The 15,518-nt window shown below is 42.9% G+C and carries 17 protein-coding genes; 13 read left to right on the forward strand and 4 right to left on the reverse strand.

Going from position 1 to position 15,518, the window contains the following annotated elements:
- Window positions 1-24: 24 nt before the first annotated feature.
- The 13 genes from waaF (at window position 25) to K7B67_RS22435 (ending at window position 11,448) form a co-directional block, all read left to right on the forward strand.
- Window positions 25-1,068, forward strand: coding sequence for a lipopolysaccharide heptosyltransferase II (gene waaF / locus K7B67_RS22375; protein WP_256484632.1), 1,044 nt, complete (start codon window positions 25-27; stop codon window positions 1,066-1,068).
- Window positions 1,065-2,072 (forward strand): lipopolysaccharide heptosyltransferase I, encoded by a 1,008-nt coding sequence (gene waaC, locus K7B67_RS22380; RefSeq protein WP_252178053.1) that lies wholly within the window; start codon window positions 1,065-1,067, stop codon window positions 2,070-2,072. The genes waaF and waaC overlap by 4 nt, the downstream gene beginning before the upstream one ends.
- Complete coding sequence (locus K7B67_RS22385) at window positions 2,069-3,202, forward strand: glycosyltransferase family 4 protein (protein WP_252178054.1); 1,134 nt, start codon at window positions 2,069-2,071, stop codon at window positions 3,200-3,202. The genes waaC and K7B67_RS22385 overlap by 4 nt, the downstream gene beginning before the upstream one ends.
- A complete protein-coding gene (gene rfaP / locus K7B67_RS22390; protein WP_252178055.1) occupies window positions 3,202-4,017 on the forward strand; it encodes a lipopolysaccharide core heptose(I) kinase RfaP in 816 nt (271 codons plus the stop codon). The genes K7B67_RS22385 and rfaP overlap by 1 nt, the downstream gene beginning before the upstream one ends.
- A gap of 48 nt (window positions 4,018-4,065) precedes the next feature.
- On the forward strand, window positions 4,066-4,410 hold the full coding sequence (locus K7B67_RS22395) for a lipopolysaccharide kinase InaA family protein (protein ID WP_252178056.1): 345 nt from the start codon (window positions 4,066-4,068) through the stop codon (window positions 4,408-4,410).
- A 16-nt stretch (window positions 4,411-4,426) separates the two neighbouring features.
- A complete protein-coding gene (locus tag K7B67_RS22400) occupies window positions 4,427-4,819 on the forward strand; it encodes a protein kinase (protein ID WP_252178057.1) in 393 nt (130 codons plus the stop codon).
- Window positions 4,819-5,919 (forward strand): hypothetical protein, encoded by a 1,101-nt coding sequence (locus tag K7B67_RS22405; protein WP_252178058.1) that lies wholly within the window; start codon window positions 4,819-4,821, stop codon window positions 5,917-5,919. Before K7B67_RS22400 ends, K7B67_RS22405 begins: the two co-directional genes overlap by 1 nt.
- On the forward strand, window positions 5,916-6,839 hold the full coding sequence (locus tag K7B67_RS22410; RefSeq protein ID WP_252178059.1) for a glycosyltransferase family 2 protein: 924 nt from the start codon (window positions 5,916-5,918) through the stop codon (window positions 6,837-6,839). Before K7B67_RS22405 ends, K7B67_RS22410 begins: the two co-directional genes overlap by 4 nt.
- Complete coding sequence (locus K7B67_RS22415; RefSeq protein WP_252178060.1) at window positions 6,830-8,215, forward strand: PIG-L family deacetylase; 1,386 nt, start codon at window positions 6,830-6,832, stop codon at window positions 8,213-8,215. Before K7B67_RS22410 ends, K7B67_RS22415 begins: the two co-directional genes overlap by 10 nt.
- Before the next feature lie 278 nt (window positions 8,216-8,493).
- Window positions 8,494-9,420 carry an O-antigen ligase family protein gene (locus K7B67_RS22420; RefSeq protein WP_252178061.1) on the forward strand — a complete coding sequence of 309 codons (927 nt, stop codon included), beginning with the start codon at window positions 8,494-8,496 and terminating at the stop codon, window positions 9,418-9,420.
- Window positions 9,413-10,207, forward strand: coding sequence for a glycosyltransferase family 25 protein (locus tag K7B67_RS22425; RefSeq protein ID WP_252178062.1), 795 nt, complete (start codon window positions 9,413-9,415; stop codon window positions 10,205-10,207). The genes K7B67_RS22420 and K7B67_RS22425 overlap by 8 nt, the downstream gene beginning before the upstream one ends.
- 67 nt (window positions 10,208-10,274) lie before the next feature.
- Window positions 10,275-11,069 carry a glycosyltransferase gene (locus K7B67_RS22430; RefSeq protein ID WP_252178063.1) on the forward strand — a complete coding sequence of 265 codons (795 nt, stop codon included), beginning with the start codon at window positions 10,275-10,277 and terminating at the stop codon, window positions 11,067-11,069.
- A 139-nt stretch (window positions 11,070-11,208) separates the two neighbouring features.
- A complete protein-coding gene (locus K7B67_RS22435) occupies window positions 11,209-11,448 on the forward strand; it encodes a phosphopantetheine-binding protein (RefSeq protein WP_252178064.1) in 240 nt (79 codons plus the stop codon).
- Window positions 11,449-11,494: 46 nt separating this feature from the next.
- On the opposite strand, the gene K7B67_RS22440 is transcribed toward K7B67_RS22435, so the two are convergent.
- The 4 genes from K7B67_RS22440 to K7B67_RS22455 all read right to left on the reverse strand — a co-directional run bounded on the left by K7B67_RS22440 (window position 11,495) and on the right by K7B67_RS22455 (window position 15,516).
- Window positions 11,495-12,340, reverse strand: a complete 846-nt coding sequence (locus tag K7B67_RS22440; protein WP_252178065.1) for a GNAT family N-acetyltransferase — start codon at window positions 12,338-12,340, stop codon at window positions 11,495-11,497.
- 61 nt (window positions 12,341-12,401) lie between these two features.
- Window positions 12,402-12,656 carry a hypothetical protein gene (locus K7B67_RS22445; protein WP_252178066.1) on the reverse strand — a complete coding sequence of 85 codons (255 nt, stop codon included), beginning with the start codon at window positions 12,654-12,656 and terminating at the stop codon, window positions 12,402-12,404.
- A gap of 50 nt (window positions 12,657-12,706) precedes the next feature.
- A complete protein-coding gene (locus K7B67_RS22450) occupies window positions 12,707-13,933 on the reverse strand; it encodes a pyridoxal-dependent decarboxylase, exosortase A system-associated (protein WP_252178067.1) in 1,227 nt (408 codons plus the stop codon).
- Window positions 13,930-15,516 carry an acyl-CoA ligase (AMP-forming), exosortase A system-associated gene (locus K7B67_RS22455; RefSeq protein ID WP_252178068.1) on the reverse strand — a complete coding sequence of 529 codons (1,587 nt, stop codon included), beginning with the start codon at window positions 15,514-15,516 and terminating at the stop codon, window positions 13,930-13,932. The genes K7B67_RS22450 and K7B67_RS22455 overlap by 4 nt, the downstream gene beginning before the upstream one ends.
- Window positions 15,517-15,518 lie beyond the last annotated feature (2 nt).

Raw genomic sequence — 15,518 nt, forward strand, 5'->3', positions numbered from 1 at the left:
TCGGTCCTCAGGAACTGCTGCAACGTGAAATATTTGATTGTCGGTCCCTCCTGGGTGGGGGACATGGTAATGGCTCAAACTTTGTTCATTGCCCTGAAACGACAACATCCAGAAGCTATCATCGACGTGCTGGCACCCGGCTGGAGCCGCCCTATTATTGAGCGAATGCCTGAAGTTCACAGTGGGATCGATATGCCGGTAGGGCATGGCAGCCTGAACCTGACCCTGCGCAGAAGAATCGCCAGGGACCTGAAAGCGCAGAGGTACGATCAGGCGATTCTGCTGCCTAACTCACTGAAGTCTGCCCTGATTCCATGGCTCGCAGGCATTCCTGTCAGAACGGGCTGGCGGGGAGAAATGAGGTATGGTCTGCTTAATGACTTAAGAGTTCTGGATAAAGCGCAATACCCTCTGATGGTTGAACGCTTTGTTGCCTTAGCCTATCCGGAAAAGTCACCGCTGCCTTCTCCTCTTCCGAAACCCGCCTTGAGCGTTGATCGCCATAACGTTGCCAGGGCACTGCATCGCTATCAACTATCGGATGATGCGCCCATCCTGGCACTTTGTCCCGGCGCTGAATTTGGTCCCTCGAAACAATGGCCCGCCGGTTACTATGGCGAAGTGGCGTTGACGATGGCCCAGAAAGGCTGGCAAGTATGGTTGTTCGGCTCCGAAAAAGACCGTGCTGTCACCCATGAAATCATGGGCTATCTGCCTGTAAGCCTGCAAAAACGCTGCTTTAATCTGGCAGGACAAACCACTTTGGCCGATGCCGTTGACCTGATGTCTCTGGCTCATGCTGTGGTTTCAAACGACTCTGGTCTTATGCATATTGCCGCTGCACTGGCCCGACCGCTGGTGGCTGTTTATGGCTCAACCACCGCCGCACACACCCCGCCAATGAACGACAACAGTGAAATACTTTGGCTGGGTCTGGAATGCAGCCCCTGCTTTAAACGAGAATGCCCCCTGGAACACATGAATTGTATGAACCAGCTTGGCCCTGAGCGGGTGATGGATGCTCTGGAACGACTGTCTGGCGAACAGACCCTGGAGATTCAGGGTTGAGAGTTCTTATTGTAAAAACCACGTCCATGGGCGATGTGATTCACACACTTCCCGCTCTCACCGATGCCGCAGCAGCGATACCGGACATCCAGTTTGACTGGGTGGTAGAAGAAGGGTTTGCAGAAATCCCACGCTGGCACCCCGCCGTCGATAAAGTGATACCGGTCGCTGTACGCCGGTGGCGAAAGTCGATACTGAACACCGTCCGCTCAGGAGAATGGCACCGTTTTCGCAAGGATCTCAAAGCCAGAAAGTATGATGCCGTTATTGATGCCCAGGGGTTGCTGAAGAGTGCTCTGATTACCCGCATGGCAAAAGGCCCAAATTTCGGGCTGGATAAAAACTCAGCCAGAGAGCCCGTTGCTGCAAAGTTATACGACTTCCCAAAAACGGTTAACTGGGAACAACATGCCGTTGAGCGTGTACGACAGCTGTTTGCCAAGTCGCTGAACTACCCATTGCCCGAGCAACCCGGACAGTTTCTGCTCGACCAATCCAGATTCGATGACGATCTGATTAAAAACAAATCCTACGTCGTATTTATTCATGGCACCACATGGCCGACTAAACACTGGCCAGAAACCTACTGGTGTCAACTGGCCCAGAAAGTTCAGGCAGCCGGGATGCATATCGTCATTCCATGGGGCAGCGAAAAAGAGAAAGAGCGCGCCAACTGCATCGCAAAAAGTTCCGATCATATTGAAGTACTGCCGCGCCTCGGCCTGGGCGGTATTGCGGGCGTCATAGCCAATGCTAAGGCAGCCGTGGCGGTGGATACCGGACTGGGTCATTTGACCGCTGCCCTGGAAACACCGGCTGTTTCTCTTTATGGCCCGACCCGCCCTGAACGGGTGGGTGCTTATGGCAGCGCCCAGATTCATCTAACCGTTGATCAGTGCCCAAAAAGCCAGCTCCCTAAAGCCGACCCCGAAATCTTTACCCCAATGACACCGGATTATGTCTGGCCTTATCTGGAGAAGCTCCTTCAGGAGGAGGCTTCATGATATTGGCGTTTGCGCTTTATAAATATTTTCCTTTTGGGGGGTTGCAAAGAGATTTCCTGAGGATTGCCCTTGAGTGCCAGAAAAGAGGTCATAAGATTCTCGTGTTCACCACCGCTTGGCAGGGTGAACGACCTGATGGCTTTGATATCCGGCTTCTTGACGTCAGCGGTCATTCTAACCATGTTCGGATGCAGAGTTTTCAGCGGCAGGTCGGTAAGGCGTTGGCCAATCGGGCAGAAGTGACGTTGGTGGGGTTTAATAAGATGCCGGGGCTGGATGTTTATTATGCGGCGGATACTTGTTATAAGGAGAAGGCTCTAAATGACCGGGCTTGGTGGTATCGACTAACACCACGTTACAAAGGCTACTACTGTCTTGAAGAGAGCGTATTTTCCAGTAATTCAAAAGCACTCATTCTGGCTCTGACCCAACATCAGATAGAGATATTCCATAGATTTTATGGCACACCTAAAAAAAGATTCAGATTATTACCTCCAGGCATAGAAAAAAATACACTAGTAGAAAACCGTGCTCTGATTCGTCAACATTATCGAAATGAACTAGCAATCGATCAAACTCAGCGAGTCATGCTACTTGTTGGTTCAAGTTTTAAAACGAAAGGTTTGGACCGGGCAATAAATACTTTAGCCAGTTTACCATCCAATTTGTTAGATAAAACGACTCTTTTAGTACTAGGTGACGATTGTTCAAAGCACTTTGAGAAACAGGCAAAAAATCTAGGATGTATCAATAATATCCACTTCCTTGGGGGAAGAAATGATGTTCAACAGTTGATGCTCAGTGCTGACTTACTGATTCATCCAGCCTACACAGAAAGTGCTGGCATGGTTCTGCTGGAAGCAATAGCTGCCGGTTTACCTGTGTTGACTACCGATATTTGTGGTTATGCTCCTTATATTTCAGACTCCGAGTCAGGAATAGTTGCCAGTACACCTTTCAATCAAACTAAATTCAATAAACTAGCCATTAAAATGCTCACTTCAGAACAATGGGCTGAATGGCATAAGAACGCATTGAAATTTGCTGAGGAAACGGATTTATATAGTCAACATGCTAAAGCAGCTGATTATATAATTGACTTGGCAAAAAAGAGAGCAGCCCACACATAATGCTTTATTTGAGAGATGACTTTAAACAAGCCTGGTCAGGTAAAGATCCTCACCAATTACTGGATAATATGGATGGTGAAGTCTACCGAGCCCTAGAGTCTCGTCGCACATTCCGCTTTCAGCTGAACGGCTCTTATTATTTCGCAAAAGTACATAGAGGTGTTGGCTGGAAGGCGATTGTTGGGGAACTGATTCGCTTCAGAAAGCCAGTACTAGGTGCTCTGGATGAGTGGCTTGCATTGAATCGACTGAAGGAGTTGGGCTTAAAGACAATGACTCCAGTTGCTTTTGGTCAAAAAGGCTGTAACCCAGCCAAACAGCATTCATTCATTGTGACTGAAGCGCTGTCTGATATGTGGACTCTGGAAGACTTCTGTGAAAAGTGGAGAGCAGTACCTCCAGATTTTATCGTAAAGCAGGCAATCACAAAGAATTTAGCCAATATTAGCCGAATATTGCATGACAATGGTATTAATCATCGTGATTATTACCTCTGTCACTTTATGTTAAAGAAGACGACCGACCTGAACCTGGAAGCCCTTGAGTTTTTTCTGATCGATTTACATAGAGCACAGATTAGAAGCTCTTTGCCAGACCGGTGGCGATTGAAGGATCTCTCTGGTCTCTATTTTTCAGCCATGGACTATGGTTTTACCCAAAGGGATATTTTTCGGTTTATTAAACTCTATACAAATTTATCATTAAGGGATGCTCTCACCACTCCCTATTGGCAAAAGATGTGGAAAAAAATAGATAAAAAATCGGCAAAACTCTATAAACGAATGGAGCGAAAAGCCGGTCATCCAAACTATTAACTTTGATCATCATGAAGGCTTCGGCCTTTCAGTTATAAGAACTCTGTCATGCTAAAGTCTTCATTCTGGACTATTTCCAAGCAATATCAAAACAGCCCAGCTGCAAATGTCTTCTCAACTATTGATAAGGTCTTTGATTTAAAAGGTGAAACCATCACTGATGACGAGCTCAGTGATGTCATTAAAGTAAACGTCGCTGGCACTAATTACAATGTAAAACGCTATACATCTGGTGGTAAAGGTTTACGGCGCTATATGGGGCGAAGCAGGATTAGAGCTGAATGGGAAAATATGCTTTTGTTCCATAGTTTTCAGATCCCTGCAGCCAAAGTCGTAGCTTATGGTGAGGAAAAAGTACTTTGGCATGATGAGGCAAGGGGCACTGATTACTGAAGAAGTGACCAATAGCATGGATTTATCGCAGGTAGCCAGCGGAGCTCCATTGCTATTAAATGACTCTGCATGGTTAAAATCTGTCATGCAACAGATTGCTAGTGCTATGCGTACTCTTCATGACCATCACTTTATTCATATTGACTTCCATTGGCGCAATATTTTGGTAACACAATCAAATAAACCAAAAATTGCATTAATTGACTGTCCTTCGGGTGATAGGCTTCCTTACCCACTTTATAAACGAGGCATCATCAAAGACCTGGCATGTCTGGATAAAACAGCAAAGCATGTTTTATCAAAAACCAAACGTTTAAAGTTTTATAAAATTTATAAGCAACGCCAGAAACTAGACGATTCTGATAAACAGCAAATCCGAAAAATCCTAAAGTTTTTTGAGGGGAGATAATGAGCGGCTCAGGCTCTATTAATATAAATGAGTTCCTACTCGATAAAACTGACAATGAGCGGATCAATTGGTTATGTGGTTTTCTTAATGCACTAATAAAAATACACTCTTACCATAATTTCGATAGCTTATTGGTTCGAATAGTTGATTATAAGCAATATTTACTGGAGCCTTATCAAGAGGTAGCTGATAGTCGAAAAAAAAAGCACGAAGCAACGGATATAAGTGAGCATCTTTTCAGGTTATATCCAAGATATGACCGATACCTACCAGAAGCCTGGAATAAATCTCTCATCACTCAAAAAAAACACTGCATTGATTTCAATAAATGTAAAAAAAATATTTTTCACTTGAGAAAGGCCAGAGAAAAAAGTTTACATCGGTGCATTGAAAATAATGAAACCTTCAGCACAAATAAATCCTGGAGCCATTTCCAAGTAATACGGAAAGGTAAATATCAGGATATTCTGGAATCTTTGCTTAAAGAACCCAATCAACTTATGCATAGATCAGAGTTGATTGGACACTGTGCTGCAACTACGATAAGCCTAATGACATTGCCGGATGGCAAAAAGGTTGTGGTTAAGCGCTACAATAGCAAAAGCAAGCTCTATAGTCTGACTCGGAGCATAATTGATTCCAGGGCTAAAGTATGTTGGAAGGGAGCAGAGCTATTAAATTGGCTTGGAATAAAAAGTCCTGTTCCACTTGCTATGTTAGAGCAAAGATCCGGCCCCTGGATTCACACAAGCTACCTGATTACAGAATTTATTCCCGGTGTAACACTGTCTGAATATTTTGAAGAACAACCTAAGAATGAATATTGGTCTTCCGTCAGAAGAGAAGTAGAAGATTTTTTACTAACTTTTCCTGAAGTCCTTGTAGCGCATGGAGACTTCAAAAGTACTAATTTCATGGTAGAAAATCATAAGACACTGATGATAGATCTTGACTCTATGAAGTCATTCCGCTTCAAGAAATTATTCATAAGATCATATCTTAGGGACATCGATAGGTTTGAGAGAAACTGGGTTAATTCAGATCAAGCAAAGCCTTTTTTTCAACCCATTATAGATAAGGTTCGAAACACGCTTATATGACTAACGGCTCATCACCACTTATCAGCATTATTATTCCCTCTTATAATTATGCTCAATTCCTGCCAGACACCATTAAATCAGTCACTCAGCAAATTGGCGATGACTGTGAGCTGATCGTTATCAATGATGGCTCAACTGATAATACTGACGAGGTGATGCAAGAACTACTGCTCACCCTGGATGATAATATCACTTATATCAGTCAGGAAAACCAAGGCGTGCCTGTAACAAGAAATAGAGGAGTAAAGTTGGCAAAAGGCGACTATCTACTTTTTTTGGATAGTGATGACACACTGTTGCCAGATGCAATTGATAAATTCAGATGCGCCATAAAAAATAATCATGATGCCGACTTCATTATTGCTAGATACTATTCTGTAAATGCGAAAGGTCAGAGAAAGCCTCGCTGCTTATGGGAACTAAGCGACTCAAGAGAAGTTAACTTCAAAAACTATGTGACTGATGAAACAGTTTCAATGCTTTGTAGCTCGATACTTTTCAGAAAAAACATATTTGAGCACTTCGAATTCCCTGATCATATACCACAAAGCGAAGATGAATCATTGTTTGCCCATATTTTCGCTAATTTCAATGTTATCAAAATCAATGATTATGTCTCAAATATTCTAAAGCATGATGACAGCTTGCGTGGAAGATACTACCCAGAGTTGCATGATCTACCTAATATACTTACAGAGGTACTGTTTGACCCTGAAAAAATTCCTGCTGAATTTATGAAATACAAAGAGGCTTACAAAACACTCAAACATCTTGATCAGTTCAGAAGCCTCTATCTCAATAAAAAATATGGTGATGCCATTGAAGAGTATTGGAGTGCTTTTTCTTTAAATAAAGCCACCGCATTAAAAGCAAACTTTTTTAGAAAGCTTATCAAGGCTTATATTAAAAAATGGTTATAAAAAATATAAAAATTATTGCAACTTTAGTATCGCTTATCGTAACTGGCTTGCTGATTTATAGTCATTATTACATTAGTGCTCTCTTTTTAGTTCTCTGTTTTTATATTTTGAATGAAGTATTGTGGGCAGATCACATACGATATAACGTACAGGAAGATCAGCTCTTCTCATTCTCTAGTGCTGAAAAACTAACAGTGTATCTAGAAAAGAACAAACTATCAGTTCCTGAAAAGTTCCAAAACGGTGATTTTACAATACTGCTAAGCATTAATTTAAAATCGAATTTTTTTGGCTATATATTTGATCCATTTATTTCTATCGGCAAGGACAATGATTCTCTTTCAAACAGACAGTACTTTGAGCGTGGCGCAAAAGGAAGTCGTTATCTCAATATCAGCCATAGTTTCGAAGTAGGACAGGAACAGCTTTCCCTGTTTCCAAAATATTGCAAACTAACAGGAACAAAATTAGAACTTATAGCTTTTAAAAACCCATGTTTGAAAGATAAAAAAATCCTGGTGATGTCACCTCACCCTGATGATTCAGAAATAGCTGCTTATGGGCTTTATAGTTCTAATCAGAGTATGGTTGTAACAGTCACTGCTGGAGAGTCAGAGGCTGATAGCATGTTCGATTTGACAGGTAAAGAGATAAGCCCGGGAAGAATTAAAGGAGAGCTTAGAGTTTTTGATAGTGTTACTGTTCCATTGTGGGCGGGATTACCTTCTCGGCAAGCTATTAACCTGGGTTACTTTGACGGCACTTTAAAAGAAATGTTTGAAAATCCTGAGAGAAGTGTTCGATCTACTTCTGCAAATCTTGATAATACTAAAGTATTTAGAAGCTTTAATAAGTTAAAGCTATCTACAGATGCAGATTGTAAGAGTAGTTGGGGCAATTTGATAAGAGACTGCTCAGAAGTTATTTCAAACTATAGACCTGATATTATTGTCACCCCTCACCCTGAACTCGACAGTCATAGCGATCATCACTATACAACGATTGCTGTACAGAAAGCATTGGAAGAGTCGAATACATCTAACATAGAACTGTTTTACTATGTTAATCATCTCAAGAGAACTGACCAATGGCCGTTTGGCCCTTCTGGAAGCCTCACAGGTCTTCCTCCAGAGAACAGTTCAATTGATCGCTTTTTTTCTTTTTCATTATCTCGAGAACAACAGGTAAAGAAAAGTTGTGCTTTGGAAATGATGCATGACCTGAGAACATCGCCTACACCTAAAAAATATTTACGTATTCTTCTACAAGAAAAACTTATTAAAAGAAAGAAAAGCTACTTTGGTTCTGAAGGATTCTATAGGCGTGGAGTAAAGTCTAATGAGGTCTTTTTCCGTACGGAGTTTAAATCTAAATGACCAGACTATCTAGCTATTTCAGTTTAATTAAATTTAAAGTTTCAGAGCAGTGGTGCTGGTATTTTTTACTTGCCATTCTATTTGTACCCACTTTTACTGATTACGGAAAGCTTGTGGTCAACTTTTATCGTGTCTGGATTTGTATACCTGTGCTTATATGCATAAGGTGGAAGGACTTCAACCCTTTCATGAAGGATCGGTTCGTTCAGTTATTTCTTCTCCTAACAGCCTGGTTTGCTCTTAGTCTGTTATGGTCAGATAGTGACAAAATTAATAACATGGCTGCGAAAATGCTGGCCACACTGGCTCTTTTGTTTCTTATATTTAACATTAGTAGATATCAGTTGGAACGTTTCAGAAAACTGGATTATTACTATGTATTAGCAGCATTGATATTACTTTCAGCGGTTTACTATAAGTGGGGAGTTATTGATACAAGACTTCCTGATGTTATTTTTGGGGTCTTTGATAATCGCAATCCTATTGCTTGGTTTTCTTCCTCAGCAGCTATTATTTCATTTTTTCATGTTCTTCATGCACGAAATAGAATTCACCTTCTCTTATTTTCAATCAGCTTTTTGCTTCTTGCATCAGCTACACTATCCCTTTCATCAAGAGGGGCTCTTCTAGGCTTGTTAGCTGGCATGATTATTGTTGCTTTTTCAAAAGTAGATTCTCTTAAGAGCTTTTTCGTTTATTTCTCAATAAGCTTGATTGCTTTTTTAACAGTTATAACTGTTATTGAGTTATATTACTCTGACTACTTTAGTAGTTTGATTGAAAGAGCTGACTCCCATAGATTTGAAATCTATGCTAACGCTATCACAAGAATTACAGAGTCACCAAGCACCTTGTTTTTTGGTCATGGTATAGCAGCCAGCCCTCGCAATATGGTAGGTGAAACAGTCATAAATAACTGGCATTCGATTTACATTAACGCAACATTTTACGGTGGCATCATTGCGCTGGTTCTATTGCTTGTATGCTTATTAAAAAGACCGTATGAAATAATTATAAAAAAATCGAAAATAAGTAGTTGGGATGCGGTAGTGCTAGGTATGATGGTTACATTACAATTTGATGGGCATCGTATTTATGAGTACCCTGGTGGACTACTTTTTGTCCTGACAATACCGATGTTTGTTGCAAACATTCTTGCTTCTTCAAACAAGAAACTTAATATGAAAACAAAAGAAAATGTCTAACCCAATAAATTCTACTCTTATTGATTTTCCCGTATTTGTTATATGCATGGAAAGGGAAGTTGATCGCCGTATAGAAGTTGCTGAGCATTTAACATTAAAAGGTGTCAACTTTGAATTCTCGAATGCAGTTGATGGGCACGAACTTAGTAACGATCAGAAAAATCTGTATTCTGAAAGTCAATCTATTAAGCATGGGGGTCGTCCTCTGGCTCTTGGAGAGATTGGGTGTTATCTGAGTCATACCAGTATTTGGCAAAAAATTGTTGATGAGCAGATACCTTGTGCATTGATACTGGAGTCAGATGTTGTTTTAACTCAAGAATCCATAGAGTGCCTCAAGAATATAAAAAAAAGCTCGGTCTCTTGGGATTTAATGATGATGTTTTATCGAGAATGCCTCCCTTCTATCTGGCATAAAACCCAACTCACCAAAAAATCAAAAATTGTAAAATTTACCAATAAAAGTTCCTGTACAACAGCTTATCTAGTCACAGAACAAGGGGCCAAAAAGCTGTTAAAGCATGCATATCCATTATATATGCCAGTTGATGATTACATGACGGGAGGCTATATAAATAAAGATTTAAAAACTTTTGCTGTTTATCCACGAAATGTACACCTAACTGACGATGCCCTTGAATCATCTTCTATTAGAGAAGATCTGTTTCCCTTATTAAAAGATCTTGGGATTAAACGAAGATTGCCAGGAGAAACGACAATGTTGAAGGAGGTTGAAAAAAACATAAGACGCCAAATAAAAAGAGTTCTTCCTCCACCTTGGCTTTAACCTCTAGCTGTTTAGAATGTTAAAATTTATTTACAATTCATAAAGAGAGTTTCTTAAAAATAAAGTCATGAAAACCTCTTCATTTTCAGATAAAAGTAATGTTTCTTTAGTAATAACAAGCTGTGGCCGCTTTAACTTACTAGAGAAAACTCTGAGTAGCTTTTTCAGTAATAACACTTGCCCAATTAGAAAGTTAATAATCATAGAAGATTCCGGTGATGATGCAGTTCTATCACTAATTCCTGAGAAATTTAAAAAATACTGCACTATCATTGTTAACACAAAAAAGCTAGGCCAAATAAAGTCTATTGATAAAGCTTACTCGTTGGTCGACACAGACTATATTTTCCACTGTGAAGATGATTGGGAGTTTTATCGTGGAGGGTTTATTGAAGATTCTTTAAGAGTACTTGAAAGTAATAAATATGTATATCAGGTCTGGTTAAGAAGCTTTTATCACGATATTAAAAGAGATTATCCATTCCATTCGCTAGGAGAAAAATTTTCTTGTGATAAAACAGTGTATAACAAACTCTTATCATCGAATCCCAAATGGCAAGGTTTCTCTTTTAACCCCGGATTAAGAAGGAAGAGCGATTATCTATCAATTAAAGGAGGTTACGCTTCCTTTCTTGATGAGTCCAATAGTTCAGCTTCTGTAGAAAGCGCTTTATCTTCAAATATGAAATCGCTTGGAATGTACGCAGCTATATTAGAGAATGATGCTGTAGCGCATACCGGCTATGATAGTCATATTCAGGATATAAATGAGAAGAAAAAAAGCCGTAAAAAGAAAAAACAAAAAATCCTTATAGCCTTGGTTGTATTTTTAGTTGGACTTGTTAGCGGACTATTAATTTAATCAAGAATATTTATATACGTTTTAATACATATTTTTTTAAATAAATTTTATCTTGCAGGCACTTTATAAAAACATTAAAGTGCCTGCCTCGGATAGTAACGCATTATTATTGTCGATATTGGCAGCACTGGATATTTAGATGGCAAAAATTGAAGAACTGAAAAATCTGTTGGCAGAGATTCTCGAAATCGATACCAGCAGCTTTGACGAAGAAACCGAACTTCTGGGCGCCCTCCCTGAGTTTGACTCTATGGCAGTAGTGGGTGTGATCACCGCCATGGAAGAGTCCTTTGGCATCAACGTAGCCGATGATGATATCGATGCCACCATCTTCGAAACGGTGGGTAGTTTGTTGGGCTACATTGAACGGGCTGCCTGAGTCATTTTCTATTCTGAAGCAGCCCTGAGACAAAAAAACCAGCACATCAGAGCGTCGCCAACACCACCAGCTCCGAGTAACTGGCATTCACCCCGCCTGCCGAAATACTCCCTTTGTACTGCTTCGGCTGGCTAAACTGTTTCGAGCGAGAGAGCAGCAGCTTTTTCCCGGCAAGAAAGCGCTCATCAACCTGCAATCCTCTCACACTCATTGCTTTACAGAGAGGCCTGCTTGCCTGGCCGATGGTTTCTCTGAACAGCTCGATATCACCTACCCGATGTATATGAGCCCGATTTAAACGACGAGTGATCAATAAATAACAGACCCGGTTCCCTTTCCTGATCGCATACTGCCAGACATCTAAGGAGAGATGAGCATCAAAGCACCGGCGGTCCTGCTCATTCAGTAGCTTTCTCACCTTTTCTGGCTCAGTTACCAGCTCCACAGCTCCCATAAAAGACGGCCATGGATAAATAACCCTGGCACTGGTATCAAGATCCTTAAAGCCCAGTTTTTTATAAACGGCGTAAGCTTCAGGTGAGGACGTCAGGCTGGTGAGCACTACCGACTTCTTACGTAAGAAAGGCATCAACAGCATCATGGAGGAGCTGCGATAGTCTTCATCAACAACCCACGCCGTCAGGTTGCAAATAACCTGCCTCTGCCCCTCAATCGTTTCCTCAGAATAGAACCCACCAAGAAAACCCACTATCTTTTCACCGGTATCAAGCACGTAACCGGGTGACCAATTCTCCTGCCCCCACAGATTCGTAAACAGTCTTTTCCATATAGCTTCTGTAAATCGCGTGCTGTTCAGCTGCCTTAACAGAGGATAAACCTGGGCAAAATCCTCAGCAATAGCCTCACGCACCTTAGCTTTTGGTTTATCCACGGTAGACATTACACTAAAAAATCCTAATCATGTGGGTGAGTGGGAAAGCCCTGTGGGCTTTTTATCCATAATCTGGCTGAGCATCCCAGCTTTCCCAAAGTGGAGAGATGACGTCTCCGATCTGACACTGAGAAGCAATAATGCTCAGCCTGCCCCTTGCCTGATTCTCCCTTCCTGTCTCGGAAAATTCGGGTATAACACGGGCAATAATTTTGCCATGTTCAGAGAGAGCCAGACTTTCACCGTCGTTAACCCGGGCAAGCCAAACCTGCAAGTTTTCCCGAAAGTCAGATACTTTTACCTGAACAGTTTTCATACCCGCTCTCCTGCTTTATTCACAAACCTGTTGATATTAAGCCCCCCGCCTCAAACCAACATCTCTTTCACTTCAGGATGACTCAAGAACTGCTGAGGACTAGCCGTAGCCCCATAAGCCCCAGACTGAAATACCACAACCAGATCACCCACCTCTGCCACCGGTAGCTCCAGCTTGGCACCAACAATATCCAGGGGAGTGCATAACGGCCCTACAATCTCAACGGTTTCCTTCTCTTCCGATGTGACTCGATTGGCAATCAGGACTGGGTAGTTTTTCCGGATCACCTGACCAAAATTGCCAGAGTTCGACAAATTATGATGCAGCCCGCCATCGGTCATCAGGAACGTCTGGCCCCTGGATACTTTTTTATCGGTAATCTGACAGAGGTAGTAACCCGCTTCGCCCACCAGGTATCGGCCCAACTCCATAACAATCTCAGCGTTTTTGAATCGGCCCGTGCGTGCGTCCATCAACTTTTGAAGATGCTCAGCAACGGGCACAACATCCAGCATCTGCTCACCCGGAAAATAGGGAATCCCGAGACCGCCACCAATGTTGATATGCCGGACCGGAGCAGGAGCCAGCTCACAGAGTCGTGTAGCCAGCTCAAAGGTTTTAGCATGAGCCTCAATCAACGCATCCGGTTTTAGATTCTGGGATCCGGAGAAAATATGAAAACCATAAAAATCTACTTTTTCGGTATCCAGCCCAGATAACACGTCAGGCATTAATTCTGCATCAATACCAAACTGCTTTGGCCCTCCGGCCATTTTCATGCCGGACGACTTGAGTTCAAAGTCTGGGTTAACGCGCAAAGCGATTCTGGGCTTTATCTGCAACTCAGAGGAAAGTTGGTAAAGCCTTTCCAGCTCCAGGCTGGATTCAACATTAATCACGATATTGGCTGCCACAGCTGCCCTGAGTTCTTCGACTCTTTTTGCGGGGCCGGCAAAGCTGATTGTTTCAGGATCAATACCCGAACCTATAGCTACCACCATTTCTCTCTGGGAGGCCACGTCCAGGCCATCTACAAGTCCTGCCATATGATAAACAACAGCAGGCAATGGATTCGCTTTGATCGCATAATGCAGCTTTAAGTCAGAGGGCATCACTGAGCGCAGCGATTGTACCCGCTCAGTCAGTGCATTTCTGTCGTATATATAACAGGGTGTTCCGCCCGCCATGGCCACCAGTTGATTTGCAGGGCGACCCGCTATTTGAAGAACATTGTCTTTTACTGCAATTCGCTGCAGACGATCATGCTGCTTGCTCATTTGTTTTCTCCGGATACAAACAGATGTTCATACTCTGCAGCCAGGGCTTTGCGGTCTATCTTGCCGTTAGGATTTCTGGCTAATGAAGGTTGAGTAATAACCCGTGAGGGCACCATATAGGATGGCATGTGTTTCTGGTAATGCTTGATCACTGCTTTTTCTTCAACAGGCTCATCCGTCGCTGATACCACGATCAGCACAATAGCCTGCCCCAGCCGGTGATGGGGGACACCGATAGCGGCCACTTCGGCTACCATGCCCGATGTGTACATCAGTTCCTCAAGCTCACTGGGACTGACCCGGTAGCCCGATGTCTTGATCATGTCGTCTTTGCGTCCAACAAAATACAAATAACCGTCTTCATCCTGAGTAACCACATCACCGGACCAGACCGCCAGCTCTGGCGTTGGGATTTCCTGAATAGACAAAGGGGCGGGTTTGAAGCGCTCTCTGGTTCGTTCAGTATCATTCCAGTAGCCCAGTGCCACCAGGCTTCCCCGATGAACCAGTTCTCCCGGCTCATGGGGTTTACAGGGCAGTCCGCTTTCATTAATAACAAGTAACTCAGCATTGGGAATGGCTTTGCCCATAGAGCCCGGACGACGGTCGACTTCTTCTGGTGGCAGATAACTGGACCGAAAGGCTTCCGTCAGGCCATACATTAAATAGGGTGAAGCCTGCGGCATTTTGTTTCTGAGCGCAGCCAGGGTTGACGATGGCATCGCACCACCAGAATTGGTGAAATACCTCAAACTTTTTGAGGCTTCTTCAGGCCAATTCATTTCAGACAGTTGCACCCAGAGGGGAGGCACCAGGGCCAGGCCGGTAATATTTTGTTGAGCCACCTGTTTGATGATGTCTCCAGGCAACAGGTATTCCAGCAGATAGCAACTGGCACCGGAAGCAAAGGCAGTGGTCAGTTGACTGAAACCATAGTCAAAACTAAACGGCAGTACACATAAAAGCCGGTCCCGGTGGGTATTTTCAAGATATTCAGAAACACTGTAAGCGCCGGTCACCATATTACGATGAGACAGTACAACTCCCTTGGGTTTACCGGTGCTTCCGGAGGTGTAGAGAATCGCTGCCATATCCATATCAATCGCGGGCGGCTGAGACCAGGCGTTCTCTTCCTTCAGGAAGTCAGACCAGGCAATAACCTGAGTACTGTTATTCTCTTCAGCGTGCCCATCCACCAACACAACATGACGTAGATCGTGGCAATCAGTCAGGCTGGCCTCCATCTGCTTGAAGCGAGCCTTGTTGGTGATCAGAACTCTGGCTTTACAGTCCGTCAGAATATGCAACACCTGAGGCGCTTTTAACACCGGATTGACAGGCACCATGACACCACCGGCAGCCGTTGTTCCAAAATAACTGAACACCGCTTCAGCAGTTTTTGGCAGGTAAACCGCCACCCTCTCATGTCTGGATAAACCCAGGCTCTGCAAGCCAGAGGCCACACTTTTTACATGCCGGGCAACCGAAACATAATCATACCACTGAGATTTCACTCCCAGGGCGCTGGACAGAGGTGCTTTTTCAGCTTGGTCAAACAGTAACTGATGTAACAGCTGGCTCATGC

It is taken from the genome of Endozoicomonas sp. 4G (genome assembly GCF_023822025.1).
In the GTDB taxonomy this organism is placed as follows: domain Bacteria; phylum Pseudomonadota; class Gammaproteobacteria; order Pseudomonadales; family Endozoicomonadaceae; genus Endozoicomonas_A.